Origin of the sequence: Cereibacter johrii (assembly GCF_001720585.1) — a bacterium.
In the GTDB taxonomy this organism is placed as follows: Bacteria; Pseudomonadota; Alphaproteobacteria; order Rhodobacterales; family Rhodobacteraceae; genus Cereibacter_A; species Cereibacter_A johrii.
Map to the genome: position 1 here is coordinate 1 of NZ_MABH01000138.1, position 16598 is coordinate 16598.

12 protein-coding genes are annotated in these 16598 nt (G+C 71.2%); 8 read left to right on the forward strand and 4 right to left on the reverse strand.

The features are described 5' to 3' along the window. Window positions 1-157 precede the first annotated feature (157 nt). From A9O63_RS11625 to A9O63_RS11635, 3 genes are read left to right on the forward strand one after another with little or no spacing between them, the layout of a single operon-like run. Entirely contained in the window at window positions 158-3481 is a 3324-nt protein-coding gene (locus tag A9O63_RS11625; RefSeq protein WP_069332088.1) for a transglutaminase family protein, read from the forward strand. Next, window positions 3481-5865 carry a circularly permuted type 2 ATP-grasp protein gene (locus A9O63_RS11630; protein ID WP_069332089.1) on the forward strand — a complete coding sequence of 795 codons (2385 nt, stop codon included), beginning with the start codon at window positions 3481-3483 and terminating at the stop codon, window positions 5863-5865. Before A9O63_RS11625 ends, A9O63_RS11630 begins: the two co-directional genes overlap by 1 nt. Next, a complete protein-coding gene (locus A9O63_RS11635) occupies window positions 5866-6750 on the forward strand; it encodes a transglutaminase family protein (RefSeq protein WP_069332090.1) in 885 nt (294 codons plus the stop codon). It begins immediately after the preceding gene. Between the two features lie 115 nt (window positions 6751-6865). Here A9O63_RS11635 and A9O63_RS22115 read toward each other — a convergent pair whose 3' ends face one another. Beyond that, window positions 6866-7027 carry a hypothetical protein gene (locus A9O63_RS22115; protein ID WP_002721225.1) on the reverse strand — a complete coding sequence of 54 codons (162 nt, stop codon included), beginning with the start codon at window positions 7025-7027 and terminating at the stop codon, window positions 6866-6868. A 308-nt stretch (window positions 7028-7335) separates the two neighbouring features. Here A9O63_RS22115 and A9O63_RS11640 point away from each other — a divergent pair, with 308 nt between their 5' ends. From A9O63_RS11640 to otsA, 3 genes are all read left to right on the forward strand, one after another. After that, window positions 7336-8946: a M20/M25/M40 family metallo-hydrolase gene (locus A9O63_RS11640; RefSeq protein ID WP_069332091.1), complete on the forward strand. Its 1611-nt coding sequence runs from the start codon at window positions 7336-7338 to the stop codon at window positions 8944-8946. A 169-nt stretch (window positions 8947-9115) separates the two neighbouring features. Next, on the forward strand, window positions 9116-9898 hold the full coding sequence (otsB, locus tag A9O63_RS11645) for a trehalose-phosphatase (RefSeq protein WP_069332092.1): 783 nt from the start codon (window positions 9116-9118) through the stop codon (window positions 9896-9898). Beyond that, window positions 9895-11307, forward strand: a complete 1413-nt coding sequence (gene otsA / locus A9O63_RS11650; RefSeq protein ID WP_069332093.1) for an alpha,alpha-trehalose-phosphate synthase (UDP-forming) — start codon at window positions 9895-9897, stop codon at window positions 11305-11307. The genes otsB and otsA overlap by 4 nt, the downstream gene beginning before the upstream one ends. Window positions 11308-11365: 58 nt before the next feature. On the opposite strand, the gene A9O63_RS11655 is transcribed toward otsA, so the two are convergent. Continuing rightward, window positions 11366-11890: a DUF4142 domain-containing protein gene (locus A9O63_RS11655; RefSeq protein ID WP_069332094.1), complete on the reverse strand. Its 525-nt coding sequence runs from the start codon at window positions 11888-11890 to the stop codon at window positions 11366-11368. 259 nt (window positions 11891-12149) lie between these two features. On the opposite strand from A9O63_RS11655, the gene A9O63_RS11660 reads away from it, so the two are divergent. After that, the gene (locus A9O63_RS11660) at window positions 12150-12335 is read left to right on the forward strand and encodes a DUF3008 family protein (RefSeq protein ID WP_069332095.1); all 186 of its coding nucleotides are present in this window, start codon (window positions 12150-12152) and stop codon (window positions 12333-12335) included. Window positions 12336-12506: 171 nt separating this feature from the next. Here the strand turns inward: A9O63_RS11660 and A9O63_RS11665 are convergent, their stop codons facing one another. Then, the gene (locus A9O63_RS11665) at window positions 12507-13541 is read right to left on the reverse strand and encodes a DNA topoisomerase IB (RefSeq protein ID WP_084295822.1); all 1035 of its coding nucleotides are present in this window, start codon (window positions 13539-13541) and stop codon (window positions 12507-12509) included. A gap of 311 nt (window positions 13542-13852) precedes the next feature. Here A9O63_RS11665 and A9O63_RS11670 point away from each other — a divergent pair, with 311 nt between their 5' ends. Further along, the gene (locus A9O63_RS11670; protein WP_069332096.1) at window positions 13853-15478 is read left to right on the forward strand and encodes an MFS transporter; all 1626 of its coding nucleotides are present in this window, start codon (window positions 13853-13855) and stop codon (window positions 15476-15478) included. Window positions 15479-15558: 80 nt separating this feature from the next. On the opposite strand, the gene purU is transcribed toward A9O63_RS11670, so the two are convergent. Beyond that, the gene (gene purU, locus A9O63_RS11675; protein ID WP_069332097.1) at window positions 15559-16443 is read right to left on the reverse strand and encodes a formyltetrahydrofolate deformylase; all 885 of its coding nucleotides are present in this window, start codon (window positions 16441-16443) and stop codon (window positions 15559-15561) included. Between the last annotated feature and the right edge of the window lie 155 nt (window positions 16444-16598).

The window sequence follows — 16598 nt, forward strand, 5'->3', positions numbered from 1 at the left end:
TGCGCGGGTGCGGCCCCGGCCCGTCGGGCGCGGACGCACAGGATTTGGGCGCTCCGCCCCGCGCCGCCGGTTTTTTCGCCGCGCCCGGGCGATGGGCCATTGGCAGCCTGCCGCGATGCGTGAAACCGTCGGCCGGACCGGGCAAGGAACGCGCGACATGTCGATCAAGGCGAGCATTCACCACCTGACCCACTACCGCTACGACCGTCCGGTGACGCTCGGGCCGCAGGTGATCCGCCTGCGCCCCGCGCCCCATTCGCGCACGCGGGTGATCTCGCATGCGCTGAAGGTCTCGCCGGGCGGGCATTTCGAGAACCACCAGCAGGATCCCTACGGCAACTGGCTGATGCGCGTCGTCTTTCCCGAGCCAGTGACCGAGTTCCGCATCGAGGTCGATCTGGTGGCCGACATGACGGTCTACAATCCGTTCGATTTCTTCGTCGAGGAGGCGGCCGATCACTGGCCCTTCGACTATCCCGAGGAGATCGTCGAGGATCTCTCGATCTACCGCAGCCCCGAACCTGCGGGGCCGCATCTTCGGGAATTTCTTCAGACGATCCCGCGCGACCGGCAGCGGACCGTCGACATGGTGGTGGGGCTGAATGCGCGCCTCGCCCGCGAGATCGCCTATGTGATCCGCATGGAGCCGGGCGTCTTCAGCCCCGAGGAGACGCTGGCCCAGAGGCGCGGCTCCTGCCGCGACAGCGCCTGGCTTCAGGTGCAGATCCTGCGCCATCTGGGCCTCGCCGCCCGCTTCGTCTCGGGCTACCTGATCCAGCTCAAGCCCGATCTCGAGGCGCTGGACGGGCCGTCGGGCACGGATCACGATTTCACCGACCTCCATGCCTGGGCCGAGGTCTATCTGCCGGGGGCGGGCTGGATCGGGCTCGACGCCACCTCGGGGCTTCTGACGGGCGAGAGCCACATTCCGCTGGCCGCGACCCCGCATTACCGCAACGCAGCCCCCATTGCCGGCATGGCGAGCTATGCCGAGGTGGATTTCGCCTTCGACATGAAGGTGGCCCGCGTGGCCGAGCATCCGCGGATCACGAAACCCTTTTCCGATGAGAGCTGGGAGCGGCTCGATGCGCTGGGCCACCGCGTCGATGCGGCGCTGTCTGCGGGCGACGTGCGGCTTACCATGGGGGGCGAGCCCACCTTCGTCTCGATCGACGATTTCGAATCCGGCGAGTGGAACACCGAGGCCGTGGGCCCCACCAAGCGCGCCTTTGCCGACCGGCTGATCCGGCGGCTGCGCGACCGGTTCGCGCCGGGCGGCTTCCTGCATTACGGGCAGGGGAAATGGTATCCGGGCGAGACCCTGCCGCGCTGGACCTTCTCGCTCTACTGGCGCGAGGACGGGGCGCCCATCTGGCGCGACGGGGCGCTGGTGGCGGCCGAGACGGGGCAGGGCGGCGTGGGCCCGGCCGAGGCGGAGCGGCTGATGCAGGGCATCGCGGCCGAGCTCGGGCTCGAGCCCGACCTCGTGGTGCCCGCCTACGAGGATCCGGGCGAGTGGCTTCTGAAGGAGGCGAACCTCCCCGAGAATGTGACGCCCGAGAATTCGGAGCTGAAGGACCCCGAGGAGCGGCTGCGCATGGCCCGCGTCTTCGAGCGCGGCCTGACCGAGCCCTCGGGCTTCGTCCTGCCGGTGCAGCGCTGGCAGGCTGAGGGGCCGCGCCCGCGCTGGCGGTCCGAGCGGTGGCGGCTGCGGCGCAGGCACCTGTTCCTCGTGCCCGGCGACAGCCCGGTGGGCTACCGCCTGCCTCTGGGCGCGCTGCCCCACATTCCGCCCTCGCGCTATCCCTACATCAACCCGACCGATCCCACGGTCGAGCGCGGGCCGCTGCCGCCCTCGGACGGGGCGCGGATCGTGCCGCTCCAGACGCCCGAGGCCGCGGTGGCGAGCTTCACCGCCGCGGCGCCGGGCCAGACGATGGTCGAGCAGATCCTGGGCGACGAGGGCGCGGTGCGCACCGCGCTCGCCGTCGAGGTGCGGGACGGGCGGCTCTGCATCTTCATGCCGCCGGTGGAGGCGGTCGAGGATTATCTCGACCTCCTGACCGCCGCCGAGGAGGCCGCGCGCAAGATGGGCCTGCCGGTCCATGTCGAGGGCTACGCGCCGCCGCACGATCCGCGGCTGAACGTGATCCGCGTGGCGCCCGATCCGGGCGTGATCGAGGTGAACGTCCATCCCGCCGCAAGCTGGGAAGAGTGCGTGTCCATCACGACGGCGGTCTACGAGGAGGCCCGCCAGTGCCGCCTCGGCGCCGACAAGTTCATGATCGACGGCAAGCATTGCGGCACTGGCGGCGGCAACCATGTCGTCGTGGGCGGGCGCACGCCCATGGACTCGCCCTTCCTGCGGCGGCCGGACCTGCTGCGCAGCCTGATCCTGCACTGGAACCGGCATCCGTCGCTCTCCTACCTCTTCTCGGGCCTCTTCATCGGCCCGACCAGTCAGGCGCCCCGCATCGACGAGGCGCGCCACGACAGCCTCTATGAGCTCGAAATCGCGCTGTCCCGGATCCCCGGTCCCGACGATCCGCAGGCGCCGCTCTGGCTGCCCGACCGGCTCCTGCGCAACATCCTGACCGACGTGACCGGCAACACCCACCGCGCCGAGATCTGCATCGACAAGATGTTCTCGCCCGACGGGCCCACGGGGCGGCTCGGCCTCGTCGAGTTCCGCGGCTTCGAGATGCCGCCCGACCCGCGCATGAGCCTCGCCCAACAGCTTCTGATCCGCGCCCTCATCGCGCGCATGTGGCAGAGCCCCGTGACCGGGCCGCTCACCCGCTGGGGCACGGCGCTGCACGATCGCTTCATGCTCCAGCATTACGTCTGGGAGGATTTCCTAGATGTGCTGGCCGATCTCCGCGCACACGGGTTCGATCTCGACCCCGAATGGTTCCGGGCGCAGGCCGAGTTCCGCTTCCCCTTCTGCGGCGAGGTGACCCTCGAGGGCGTGCATCTCGAGATCCGGCAGGCGCTCGAGCCCTGGCATGTGCTGGGCGAGACCGGCGCCATCGGGGGGACGGTGCGCTACACCGACAGTTCGACCGAGCGGCTGCAGGTGACGCTCTCGGGCGCCGATCCCGCGCGCTACCGCGTGGCCTGCAACGGGCGCGAGCTGCCGCTCGTGCCCGTGGCCAGCGGCCGCGCGGTGGCGGGGGGGCGATTCAAGGCCTGGCAGCCCGCCGCGGCGCTGCATCCGACCCTGCCCGTCGATGCGCCGCTCACCTTCGACATCTACGACACTTGGTCGGGCCGGTCGCTCGGCGGCTGCGTCTATCATGTGGCCCATCCCGGCGGACGCAACTACGAGACCTTCCCGGTGAACGGCAACGAGGCCGAGGCGCGCAGGCTTGCGCGCTTTCAGCCCCACGGGCACAGTGCCGGCCTCTGGCCGCTCCTGCCCGAGCGGCCGCATCCGGAGTTTCCGATGACGCTCGACCTGAGACGGCCCGCGGGGCTCTGATGGAGCGGAAGACGCGCCTCGCGCCGGGCCTGACCGGACTGGCCGACGGCTACCGGCCCCAGCCCGGCGTGCCCGACGAGATGATGGATGCGTCAGGCGGGATCCGCCCGGTCTGGCGCGGCTTCCTGCGCCATCTGGCCGGGCTCTCGCCCGACGATCTCCACCGCCGCTTCGCCCGCGGCGACCAGTATCTGCGCGATGCGGGCGTGTTCTTCCGCCAGTATTCCGCCGAAGGCTCGGACGAGCGCGCCTGGCCGCTGAGCCATGTGCCGGTGCTGATCGACGAGGCCGAATGGCAGCGTCTGGGCGCGGGGCTGATCCAGCGCGCGGACCTGCTCGAGGCGCTGATGGCGGATCTCTACGGCGCGAACCGGCTGGTGGCCGAGGGGGTCCTGCCGGCCGCGCTGGTGGCGGGCAACCCCGAGTGGCTGCGCCCGATGGTGGGCATCGCGCCGCGCGGCGGGCACCATCTGCATTTCCTGGCCTTCGAGGTGGGCCGCGGCCCGGACGGCGACTGGTGGGTGCTGGGCGACCGGGCGCAGGCGCCCTCGGGCGCGGGCTTCGCGCTCGAGAACCGGGTCGCCACCTCGCGCGTCTTCTCGGACTTCTATGCCGAGGCCCATGTCCACCGGCTCGCGGGCTTCTTCCGCACCTTCCGCGACGCGCTGCAGGACTTGCAGGCCGATCCTCACGGCAGGGTGGGCATCCTCACGCCGGGACCGCTGAACGAGACCTATTACGAGCACGCCTGGATCGCGCGCTATCTGGGCTTCATGCTGCTGCAGGGCGAGGATCTGACGGTTGACAGCGGTCAACTCAAGGTTCGCACCGTGGCGGGGCCCGAGCCCGTGTCGGTGCTCTGGCGCAGGCTCGACGGCGCCTATGCCGATCCGCTGGAGCTGGAGGGCGGCTCGCAGCTCGGAACGCCGGGCCTCGTCTCGGCGCTGCGCCACGGATCGACCGCGCTCGTGAACAACCTCGGCTCGGGCGTGCTCGAGACCCGCGCCTTCCTGGCCTTCATGCCGCGCATCGCCCGCGCGCTTCTGGGCGAGGAGCTGAGGCTGCCCAACATCGCCACCTGGTGGTGCGGGCAGGAAGCCGAGCGCGCCCATGTCGCGGCCAATGTGTCCCGGATGCTGATCTCGCCCGCGCTCTCGACACGGCAGCCGATCGAGGACGATCTGGCGGCGCTGACCGAAGGCCGCCCCGCCCCGCGCGATCCGGTGGCCTGGCTCGAGCGCGAGGGGGCGGGCCTCGTGGGGCAGGAGTCGGTGGTGCTTTCGACCACGCCCGCCCATATCGGCGGCGCGCTCGTGCCGCGCCCGATGAGCCTGCGGGTCTTCCTCGCCCGCACCCCATCGGGCTGGCAGGTCATGCCGGGCGGCTTCGCCCGGATCGGCCGGACGCCCGAGCCGCGGGCCGTGGCGATGCAGCACGGCGGTGCCGCGGCCGACGTCTGGATCGTGAGCGAGACCCCGGTCGAGGCGGCGAGCCTGATCCCCGCCCAGGGTCGCCAGCTTCAGGCGCGCGAGGGCGCGCTGCCCTCGCGGTCGGCCGACAATCTCTTCTGGCTCGGCCGCTATGTCGAGCGCACCGAGGGCCTCATGCGGCTCCTGCGGGCGCGCCATGTGCGGCTGGCCGAGACGGGCGATGCGAACGCGCCGCTTCTCGCGGCATTGGCGCCCCTCTTCCGCGGGCAGGGGGTGGATCCCGAGGAGGGCATCCCCAGGGGGCTGATCCAGACGCTGCGCTCGGCCATCGCGAGCGCAGGTCAGGTGCGCGACCGCTTCTCGCCCGACGGCTGGTCCTCGCTCGCCGATCTCGACAAGACCATGCGGCGCATGGCCGAGCGGGTCGCCCCCGGCGATGACGCGGCCCGCGCCCTGTCGGCCCTCCTGCGCAAGATCACCGGCTTCTCGGGCCTCGTGCATGAGAACATGTATCGCGTGACCGGCTGGCGCTTCCTCGAACTCGGCCGCCATGTCGAGCGGGGGGCGGGCATGGCCGCGGTGCTGGCCACGCTGGCCGATCCGTTCGCGCCCGACGGCGGGCTCGATCTGGCGGTGGAGGTGGGCGACAGCGTCATGACCCATCGCCGCCGCTTCGCCGTCACCACCTCGCGCGAGACGGTGGTGGATCTCCTGGCGCTCGATGCGATGAACCCGCGCTCGATCCTGTTCCAGCTCGACGGGATCGAGGAGCAGGTGCGCCTTCTGCCGGGTGCCACGGCGAGCCCGATGCCCGACCTCCTCCGGCTGGTCCTGCGCACCCGCACCAACCTTGCCACCGAACGGGCCGAGCAGCTCGACACTCAGGCGCTCTGGGCGCTGCGCGGCGCGATCTGGGAGATCTCCGACCTCATCACCGACAGCTGGCTGCGCTGAATGCTCTATCAGGTCCGCCTCTCCGTCACCTACCATTATGCCCGGCCCGCCTCGGGGGGGCGGCATCTGCTGCGGCTGCTGCCCGCCCATCTGCCCGGCCTGCAGGACGTGTCGCAGGACATGATCGCCATCAGCCCGCGGCCGGCCGAGCGGGGCGAGTTCACCGACTTCTTCGGCAACCGGACGGTCGAGGTGGCCATCGGCTGCGACCATTCCGAGATCGTCTTCACCGCCGCCTGCCGGGTGGACCGGCTGGTCGAGGGGCCGGGCCCCGACCGCTCGGGCCCGCTCGCGACGCTTGCCGCCGAGATCGCGGCGGTGCGGGATCTGGGCCCCGCCGCTCCGCACCATTTCCTGCCGGCCTCGCCCCGGATCCGCCCGGTGGCCGCCATCACCGACCATGCGCGCGAGGCGATGGCAGAGGCCTCCACCGTGCGGGGCGCGGTCGAGGCTCTGGGCCTGCGGCTTCACCGCGAGATGCGGTTCGACGGCAGTGCGACCTCGGTCGACACGCCGCCCGAAGAGGCGTTCGCCCATCGCCACGGCGTCTGTCAGGATTTCGCCCAGATCATGATCGCGGGCCTGCGCGGCGCAGGCGTGCCCGCGGCCTATGTCTCGGGGTTCCTTCGGACCGTGCCGCCGCCCGGCCGCCCGCGGCTCGAAGGGGCGGATGCGATGCATGCCTGGGTGCGCGCCTGGTGCGGCCGGGCCGAGGGCTGGGTCGATGTCGATCCCACCAACGGCTGTCTCGTGGGGTCCGATCATATCGTGGCCGCGGTCGGCCGCGATTACGGCGATGTGGCGCCGGTCTCGGGCATCCTGCGCATCGCGGGCGGCCAGAGGACGAGCCACGCCGTCGATGTGATCCCGCTGCCCGCCGGCTGACGCGGCCCCGTCACGGGCCGGAACGGAGAGGGCGCCGCTGCGTGGCGGCGCCCTGCGGGCCGGTCGTGGCCGGGTGCGGCCTTGCCCGTCGGGCCGGAGCCCGGGGGCTGTGCCGTCAGTTGCTGTTCGGGGTCGCGGCGAAGAAGGCGGCGACGAGGCCGCCCACCACGAGGCCCACGAACCAGTGACCGCCGGCGAAGGCGAACATGATGCCGACGCCGACGAAGATGACGGCGGCCATCATCAGGCGAAAGGCGAATTCTGAGACTTCGGGCATTGTGCCTCCTTCAGATGCAAGCTGGGCCAGCCCTCACCGTTGCCGCCCGGCAGGGGATGCGTCAAGCCGAAGGGCGCCGCTGGGGCCCATGGGCGACATCACGCCGCCCCCTCTCACGCTTTCGTGGCGGCCGCTTCCCGGCAGAGGGGCACGGGAATAGCTGCGGGCGGAGCCCGCGCGGGGAAAGTCCGGGGGCTTCCGGTCGCCCCGGCCTTCGGCGCAGGATGGGGCCGGGCGCTGCGCACGAGACCCGCGCGCGCAAGGCACAGCCGGGCGGACGATCCGGCGGACGAGCAGGAGAGAGAGACATGGCCCATTATCGTGACCGCGCCCGGGACTGGGCGCTGTGGCTGACGCGGCAACGATCGGTCACGGGCACGCCCGGCGAGGTGGCGCTGGCGCAGAGGCTCGCGGAGCGGATCAGGGCCACGCCCGCGCTGGCCGGGGCCGAGGTCTGGACCATCGGCTGCGGCGATGCGCTGGGGCGGGAGTGCTGCGCAGCACTCGTGCGCGGGCAGGGGCCCGATACGGTCCTGCTGACGGGCCATTTCGACACGGTGACGGATGCGGACTATGGCGATCTCCAGCCCGTGGCCTGCGAGCCCGAGGCGCTACAGGGGGCGCTCCTGCGCCGTCTGGCCAGTCCCGGCACCAGCGCCGAGCGGCTGGCGAAGGCCGACCTCGCTTCGGGAGATTTCCTGCCGGGGCGGGGGCTTCTGGACATGAAGGCCGGTCTCGGCGCGGCTCTGGCGGCGCTGGAGGTCTGGGCCGCCGCACCCGAGCGCGCGGGCAACCTCCTCTTCGTGGCGGTGCCGGACGAGGAGGTGACATCGGTCGGCGCGCGGGCGCTGGCCGAGGCGCTGCCGCAGATCGCGGCCGAGAGGGGCCTCTCGGTCCGGGCCGCGATCAACTGCGACTGCGTGACCGACGAGGGCGACGGCAGCCTCGGGCAGGTGGTGGCGCTGGGCAGCGTGGGCAAACTTCTGGTGACGGCGCTCGTCGCGGGCGTGCCCGCCCATGCGAGCCAGCCCTACGAGGGGCTGAATGCCGGCGCCATCGCCGCGGCGCTGGTGGCGCGGGCGGAATGGGCGCCCGAGCTTGCGGACGGGCAGGAGGGCGCGGCGGGGATCCCGCCCGTCCTCCTCAGCCTGCGCGACGGGCGCGAGGGCTACGACGTGACCACGCCCGCCACGGTCTTTGCGACCTGGAACGTGCTCTCGCAGGGGCGGGGCGCGATGGCCACGCTCGGCGCCTTCCGGGCCATCGCGCTCGAGGCGGCGGCGGGGCTGGCCGCGGCCCTCGCGGCCCGGCAGGAGGCGGTGACGGGCCGGCCCGCCGAGGTGCCGGGCATCCCGGTCTCGACCCTTGCGGAGCTGGTGGCGAGCCTTCCGGAGGCGGCGACGGAGCGGCTCGCCGCCCGCGCGAAGGCTTTGGGCGGCGAGGGCCTGTCGCTGCCCGACCAGAACCGGCTACTCGCCGAGGAGGCCTGGCGGCTTTCGGGGCGCAGGGGACCGGCCATCCTCCTGGGCTTCGGCGCGCTCCCCTACCTGCCGGTGCATCTGGGTCACGGGCCCGAGGCGCAGGGCCTGCGGCGGGCCCTCGACCGGGCCCGCGCCGCGGTCGAGGCCGCGCACGGCTGCCGGATCGGGACGATGGAATTCTTCCCCGGCATCTCGGATCTCTCCTTCTTCGGCGAGGGGGATGCGTCGGAGGTGCCCTTCATGGCGGCCAACACGCTGGCCTGGGGCGCGACGGGATGGAGCGGGCGGATCGCCAACCTGCCTGCGGTGAATGTGGGGCCCTGGGGGCGGTCCTATCACACGCCGCTCGAACGCCTGCATGCGCCTTATGCCTTCGACGTGCTGCCGGACTTCTTGCTGCGGATCGCGCGGGAGGTTCTGGCGCCGGGCGGGCGCTGAGAGAGGCGCCGGCCCTGCGGCCTCCGGTCGCGGCGGAGGCGCCAGATCCCTGCAGGGCAAGGCTGCTGCGCGGTGGCGGAGCGCCTTTTCCTGCATTCGTCCCACTTTTCCGTGAACCCGATCGGCCTCTGGCGCGTTCCCTTCTGTCCGCAACTTCGCTGGAGGCTTCATGCACCAACCTGCCCTGCATCCCGACCAAGATGACGGCGCGGCGGCCCTGCGATCCGCGCTGCGCGACGCGCCCGATGACTGGGCGCTCTTTCTCGACATCGACGGGACGCTGGTGGACATCGCCGAGCAGCCGCACGACGTGCGCGTGGCCGCGGGTCTGCCGCAGGATCTGGCGCGGCTGGCCGAACGGCTCGGGGGCGCGCTCGCCCTCGTGACCGGGCGGCGGGTCGACTGGATCGACGCCAACTTCGGGCCGCATCTCTTTCCCGCCGCGGGTCTTCACGGGGTCGAGCGGCGCCGCGCCTCGGGAGAGCTCGACCGCGCGGGTCTCGCGCCGTCGCTGAACGCGCTGCGCAAGGATCTGGGGCGGCGCACGGCGCGGATGCCCGGCGTCCTCCTCGAGGACAAGGTGGCTGCGGTGGCGCTGCATTACCGGCAGGCGCCCGAGCGCGAGCCCGATGTGCGGGCGATGATGGAAATGGCCTTGAAGGTGATGGGAGACGGTTGGGTGCTGCAGCACGGCAAGATGGTGGTGGAACTGCGGCCGGCCTCGGCCAACAAGGGCACGGCGCTTGAGGCCTTTCTGGCGGAGCCGCCCTTCGCGGGGCGCAGGCCCGTGGCGGTGGGCGACGACGTGACCGACGAGGAGATGTTCCGGGTGGTCAACGCCCGCGGCGGCCTGTCGGTGCGGATCTGCGAGACCGAGGCGCCGACGCTGGCCCGGGCGCGGCTCGCCTCGCCGCAGGCGCTCCGCGACCTCGTGGTGGAGCTTGGCGCATGAGCCGTCTCGTCGTCGTCTCGAACCGTGTGCCCCTGCCGGACGAGAACGGCAACCCGCCGCCCGGCGGGCTGGCCGTCGCCGTCCATGCCGCGCTGCGCAAGAACGGCGGGATCTGGATGGGCTGGTCGGGCCGCTCCACCGGCGAGGAAGAGCCGCAGGGCCTGACCACGCTGGAGCAGGACAAGATCAGCTATGTGCTGACCGACCTCTCGCAGGCGGACCTCGACGAATATTACAACGGTTTCGCCAACCGGGTGCTCTGGCCGATCTTCCACTGCCGTCTCGATCTGGCCGAATATGCCCGGCAGGAGATGGCGGGCTATTTCCGCGTCAATCGCCTCTTCGCCGACCGTCTGGTGCCGATGCTCGAGCCCGACGATGTGATCTGGGTGCATGACTACCATCTGATCCCGCTGGCGCAGGAGCTTCGCAAGCGCGGGGTGCGCAACCGGATCGGCTTCTTCCTGCACATCCCGTGGCCGCCGGCCGACATCGTGACCGCGCTGCCGGTCTACGAGATCATCATGCGGGGCCTTGCGGCCTACGACCTCGTGGGGTTCCAGACCGACTACGACCTCGACAATTTCGTGGGCTGCCTGCGCCGCGAGGGCTGGGGCGACTGGTCGACGCCGGGCTGGCTCCGCGCCTTCGACAAGGAGGTGGCGGCGGCGGCCTTTCCCATCGGCATCGAGACCGGGGATTTCGCGCGGCTCGCGGCCAAGACGGACGGGCTCGATCTGGTCACCGACATGGAGCAGAGCCTCCATGGCAGTGCTCTCATCATCGGGGTGGACCGGCTCGACTATTCCAAGGGCATCGCCGCGCGGATCGACGCGTTCGAGCGGTATCTGATGCGCAACCCAGACCAGGCGGGCAAGGTCACGCTGCTGCAGGTGGCGCCCCATTCGCGCTCGGACGTGCCGGAATATCTCGAGATGCAGGGGCAGGTGGAGTCGCATTGCGGGCGGGTGAACGGCGCGCACGGCACCATCGAGTGGGTGCCCATCCGCTATGTGAACCAGTCGCTCACCCGCCCGGTGCTGGCGGGCCTCTATAGGCTGGCGAAGGTGGGGCTCGTCACCCCGCTCCGCGACGGGATGAATCTGGTCGCGAAGGAATATGTGGCCTCGCAGGATCCGGCGGATCCGGGCGTTCTCATCCTCTCGCGCTTCGCGGGGGCCGCGCGCGAACTGGACGGGGCCATCTTCATCAACCCCTACGACACCGAGCAGACGGCGGGGGCCATCGGCCGCGCGCTCTCGATGCCGCTCGACGAGCGGATCGCGCGCTGGCGGCGCATGATGGACCATCTCGAGTCCCATGATGTGCTCTGGTGGTGCCGCACGTTCCTCGCTGCCCTGAACGAGGCGCCCGAGGACAATGGCGCCCTGATCCGCGAGAGCGACTGACCGGAGGCGCTCCGGTCGCGTCGCGCGGCCGGAGAGCGGCGATCATCCGGGGCAGAGGTCAGCCGCGGGGGGCGGCAAGGGCACGGACCTGTTCCTGTCCCGCCACCATGCGCGGCAGAAGCGCGCCCGCCGTCTCGCGCAGCGCGCTCTCCTGACCCGCGGTGGCGAAGCCCTGGTAGAGCGTGACCTCCTCGTCGATGGCGCGCCGCTGGCCCGCGAGATAGAGGTCGTCGAACATCTGGTCGTCCGCCCCGCGCAGGGACTGCGCCTCGGCCTCGTGACGCGGCGACATGCGCGGCGTGATCGCCAGCGCGTCGGCCTCGGCCGCCTTCACCAGCCGCTCCGCCGTCTCGCGCCGCTCCTGCAGCACCTTCTCGGCGAAGGCGCGCACCGTTTCGTTCCGGGTGCGGGAGAGGGCGGTCTCGCTCGCCTCGACGCCGAAGAGCGCCGAGGAGACGGCCATGCCGGCAAAGACCTGTGCGTCGTCGACCACCACCAGCGGCGGGGGCGGCGCCTCGGATTGCGAGAAGGCCACGGGCGTGGCGAGAAGCAGCGCCCCGAGGGCGAGCGGAACAAGTCTCATCTTTCGACTCCGGAACTTCGGATCGGATCAGTGTCGCGCTGGACAGGGGATCAACCGCGCTGGCCTCGGGCAGGTTCCGGCAGGGCTCCTGTCGGCGGCATCCTGCCGAGCATCGCCGGATTTCCGCCGGTGTCGAAAAACTCGCCCGAAAGGCGAGCCGGCGCGGGAACCGGCTGCGCGCCCTGCGGTTCCCTGCCCTGAGAATGAGGCCGGGCTGTCCGGCAGCCGGGCCTCCTGACACGAGCCTGCGAGGTGAACGGTGCCAGCAAAGTCCAAGGCCCAGCAGAAAGCCGCCGGAGCCGCCCTGTCGGCGAAGCGCGGCGACACGAAGAAGAGCGATCTGAAGGGAGCCTCGCGGAGCATGGAAGAGTCCATGACCGAGAAGGAACTGAAGGAATTGGCCGCGACCGAGCGGAAGGGCAAGCCGGAGCACAAGTCCGGCTGATCCGCGCGAGCGAGGCCTGCGCCGCGCCGTCGCTCCCCGGCGCGGCGCATCTGTTTTTCGCCAGACACAGCCTTGCCGCCAGAGTTGCCCGTGTGCGCGTGCGCTGTCCCGTGCCGGCGGCACGGCAAAGGCCCGATCACGGGCCGGGCGGTCGGGAGCCTGCGTTGGAGGTCAGCCCAGCAGGAAGCCGAGCATCCGGCGCTCGTCGCTGCGCAGGTCGGGCAGGTCGGCAGGCTGCACGGCCTCGAGCTGGGCTGTGCGCTCATGGGGTTTCAGGTCCGCAAGGCCGAGGATCCGGGGATGGATGTAGGAGGTGCGGCTGATCGTCGGCGTGTTGTGCAGCCGCTCGGCCGCGCCTTCGGCCATCATCTTCACGGTGAGCTTGCCCTCGGTCGCGCGCGCCACGGCGAAGGCCGCCAGCGAGCCGCCCCAGGTGCGGAAGGTCTTTGCGGAAGCGCCCGAAAGGCCCGTCGCCTCGGCCAGATACTCGTTCACATGATGCGAGGCCACGCGCCGCACATGGCCCTCCTCGTCGATCCAGGTGAAGAGGTTGCGGCCCGGCAGGTCCTCGATCTCCTGCAGGATGCGGTGCAGGCGGCGGTCTTTGAGCACCTGACGCACGCGCTTGCCGCCCTTGGCGCGGAAATCGAGCCGCACCTCGCCGTCCTTGAGCTTCACATGTCGCGCCAGAAGCGTGGTCGCGCCGAAGGTCTTGTTCTCCTCGGCATAGGCCGAGCTGCCCACGCGCAGGAAGGTCCGGTCGATCAGCATGGTGAGGGCCGCGAGCGAGAAGGCGAGCTCGCCCGCCTCGGCCTTGAGATCGCGGCCCACGCGGCGGCGCAGACGGGGCAGCGCCTCGCCGAAGGCCGGCAGGAGGGCGTATTTCGCCTGCGACCGCCAGCTGCCCCAGTCGGGATGGTAGCGATATTGCTTGCGCCCGCGCGCATCGTAGCCGGTGGCCTGCAGATGGCCGTTCTCGAGCGGGCAGATCCACACCTTCTCATAGGCGGGCGGGACCCCGAGGCGCAGGATGCGGGCGCGCTCCGCGCGGTCCAGAAGCCTGCCGTCGGGGCCGCGGAAGACGAAGCCGCGCCCGCAGCGCCGCCGGGTGATGCCGGGCTCGGCATCGGTCACATAGACGAGGCCGCGCGGCACGATGGCCTCGCTGCCGTCCGACATCTCGACCAGAACGCAGCCATCCTTCACCTTGCAGCCCTCCTGTGATCCGGCCCGCGGCACCTGCCGCCGACCGCTGCCGCCCCGCCCCCCTGAGAAAGACGACCTCCTGCGGGGAACGGGCCGCGCCGTTGCCGCGCCGGACATGTCGGGATCGCCCCTCGCCCCCGACATGTCCACGCATCGGCGGTCGCCTGTCGCCGCGCTCAACCGGCGGAACGGGCCGAGGGTTCCCGGCGTTGGACCCGCGGCTGCGCCGATAGCGCCGGAGGGCGCTCCCTTGTCAGCCGTCCTCGCGCGACCTATCCCATGGGGCAGCCGGCCCGACAGAAGGTTTTCCCTTGCCCGACCGTGTCTCTCCTCTCGCGCCCTTCCGACTGCCCACCTACCGCAACCTCTGGATGGCGAGCATCGTCTCGAATTTCGGCGGGCTGGTGCAGGCGGTGGGCGCGGGCTGGATGATGACCGAGCTCACCCATTCCGCCGGGATGGTGGCGCTGGTGCAGGCTTCGACGACCCTGCCGATCATGCTCTTCTCGCTGCCCTCGGGCGCGCTGGCCGACAGCCTGAACCGGCGGCGCCTGATGCTGACGGCGCAGCTCTTCATGCTGACGGCCTCGGCCGCGCTGGCGCTGGCGGCCTTTGCGGATCTGCTGACGCCGTGGCTTCTGCTGACCTTCACCTTCCTGATCGGCGCGGGCGTGGCGCTTCACAACCCCTCGTGGCAGGCCTCGGTCGGCGACATCGTGCCCCGCAAGGACCTGCCCTCGGCGGTCGCGCTGAACAGCATGGGCTTCAACCTGATGCGGAGCGTGGGCCCCGCGCTGGGCGGGATCATCGTGGCGGCGGGCGGCGCGGCGGCGGCCTTCGCGATCAATGCGGCGAGCTATCTGCCGCTCGTCCTCACGCTCTTCCTCTGGCGGCCCGACTATGCGCCGCGGCGGCTGCCGCGCGAGACGCTGGGATCGGCCGTGGCCGCGGGCCTGCGCTATGTCTCGATGTCGCCCGTCCTGCTCAAGGTGCTCTTCCGCGGCTTCCTCTTCGGCCTTGCGGCGGTGAGCCTGCTTGCGCTGCTGCCCGTCGTGGCGCGCGACCTCGTGGGCGGGGGCGCCTTCACCTACGGGGTGCTGCTCGGCTGTTTCGGGGTGGGCGCCATCGGCGGGGCCTTCGCGGGCGCACGCCTGCGCGAGCGGTTCCAGAACGAGACCATCGTGCGGGCGGGCTTCGTGATCTTCGCGCTGGCGCTGACCGGGCTCGGCCTGTCGCGCGCGCTGTGGCTGTCGGGGCTCATGCTGCTGCCGGCGGGCGCGGCCTGGGTGCTGGCTTTGTCGCTGTTCAATGTGAGCGTCCAGCTTGCGACGCCGCGCTGGGTCGTGGGGCGGGCGCTGGCGCTCTATCAGACGGCCACCTTCGGCGGGATGGCGGCGGGCAGCTTCCTCTGGGGGCAGGCGGCCGAGGCGGGCGGCGTGGACGGGGCTCTGTTCGGCGCGGCCGGCGTTCTTGTCGTGGGGGCGCTCGTGGGGCTGCGGATGCCGCTGCCGGCCTTCGGGATGCAGGATCTCGACCCGCTGGGGCGGTTCGTGGAGCCGAGCCTGCCCGTGGATCTGCGCATGCGCTCGGGGCCGATCATGGTGACGGTCGAATATGACGTGGTGCCCGAGAATGTGGACGCCTTCCTTGCCGCCATGGCGGACCGGCGCCGGATCCGGATCCGGGACGGGGCGCGGCAGTGGGTGCTGTTGCGCGATCTGGAGCGGCCGGGGATCTGGGCCGAGAGCTACCATGTCGCGACCTGGGCGGAATATCTGCGCCACCACGAGCGGCGGACGAAGGCGGATGCCGAGGTGACGGACCGGTTGCTCGCGCTGCACGAAGGGCCGGGCAAGCCGCGCGTGCGCCGGATGATCGAGCGCCAGACGGTGCCGCTGCACGACGATCTGCCGCTGAAGCCCGAGGATCTGACCTGAGCGTCCGGGGGAAGAGCGGGGGAAGAGCGGGGGCGCTGCCCCCGCACCCCCGGGATATTTGGGCAGAGTGAAAGCGGGGCTCAGCCCATCCGCTCGGAGGCGTGGGCGCCGGGGGAGGCGGGGAAGACCACGGTCTTGTTGCCGTTGAGGAAGACCCGGTGATGGATATGGGCGTGGATGGCGCGGGAGAGGACCGAGGCCTCGACGTCGCGGCCGAGGCTCACATAATCCTCGGGGCTCTGGGCATGGGTGATGCGCACCGTATCCTGCTCGATGATCGGGCCTTCGTCGAGATCGGCGGTGACATAGTGCGCCGTGGCGCCGATCAGCTTCACGCCGCGCTGGTAGGCCTGCTTGTAGGGGTTGGCGCCCTTGAAGGAGGGCAGGAACGAATGGTGGATGTTGATGATCCGCCCCGACATGCGGGCGCAGAAGGCGTCCGACAGGACCTGCATGTAGCGGGCGAGCACGACGAGTTCGGCCCCGGTCTCGTCGACCAGCGCCATGAGGCGGGACTCGGCCTCGGGCTTGTTGTCCTTGGTGACCTTGATGAGATGGAAGGGGATGTCGTGGTTCACGACGACCTTCTGGTAGGTCAGGTGGTTGGAGACGACGCCCACGATCTCGATCGGCAGGGCGCCGATGCGCCAGCGGTAGAGCAGGTCGTTGAGGCAATGGCCGAAGTTCGACACCATCAGCAGGACCTTGATCTTGCTGGCGCTGTCGAAGATCTGCCAGTCGGCCTCGAGCGTCTCGCCCACGGCGGCGAAGTCCGCGGTGAGCCCGTCGAGCGTGGCGCCGGTCTCGGACTGGAAGCCCACGCGCATGAAGAAGCGCCCGGTCTCCTGATCGTCGAACTGGGCCGAGTCGGTGATGTTGCAGCCATGGTCGGCGAGGAAGGTCGAGATGGCGGCGACGATGCCCCGGCGGGTCGGGCAGGTGACGGTGAGGACGAACTTCGGCATGGGGCTCCCTCGCGGTGGTCTTTCCGAAGGGGCTATAGCGCCGGGGGCTGCGCGGCACATCACAAAGCGACCTAGGGTGAGCGGAATCTGACATCGGGTCGCAGGGTGGGGTGGGGAGGGCCCGCGGCCCCGGCCGGGCTGGAAGGTCTCAGGCT

What these genes read in the sequence shown, in the direction of transcription:
- A9O63_RS11635 (WP_069332090.1), top strand. Translation starts at nt 5,866, where the DNA reads ATGCTCTATCAGGTCCGCCTCTCCGTCACCTACCATTATGCCCGGCCC.
- otsA (WP_069332093.1), top strand. Translation starts at nt 9,895, where the DNA reads ATGAGCCGTCTCGTCGTCGTCTCGAACCGTGTGCCCCTGCCGGACGAG.
- A9O63_RS11625 (WP_069332088.1), top strand. Translation starts at nt 158, where the DNA reads ATGTCGATCAAGGCGAGCATTCACCACCTGACCCACTACCGCTACGAC.
- A9O63_RS11655 (WP_069332094.1), bottom strand. Translation starts at nt 11,890, where the DNA reads ATGAGACTTGTTCCGCTCGCCCTCGGGGCGCTGCTTCTCGCCACGCCC.
- otsB (WP_069332092.1), top strand. Translation starts at nt 9,116, where the DNA reads ATGCACCAACCTGCCCTGCATCCCGACCAAGATGACGGCGCGGCGGCC.
- A9O63_RS11640 (WP_069332091.1), top strand. Translation starts at nt 7,336, where the DNA reads ATGGCCCATTATCGTGACCGCGCCCGGGACTGGGCGCTGTGGCTGACG.
- A9O63_RS11630 (WP_069332089.1), top strand. Translation starts at nt 3,481, where the DNA reads ATGGAGCGGAAGACGCGCCTCGCGCCGGGCCTGACCGGACTGGCCGAC.
- A9O63_RS22115 (WP_002721225.1), bottom strand. Translation starts at nt 7,027, where the DNA reads ATGCCCGAAGTCTCAGAATTCGCCTTTCGCCTGATGATGGCCGCCGTC.
- purU (WP_069332097.1), bottom strand. Translation starts at nt 16,443, where the DNA reads ATGCCGAAGTTCGTCCTCACCGTCACCTGCCCGACCCGCCGGGGCATC.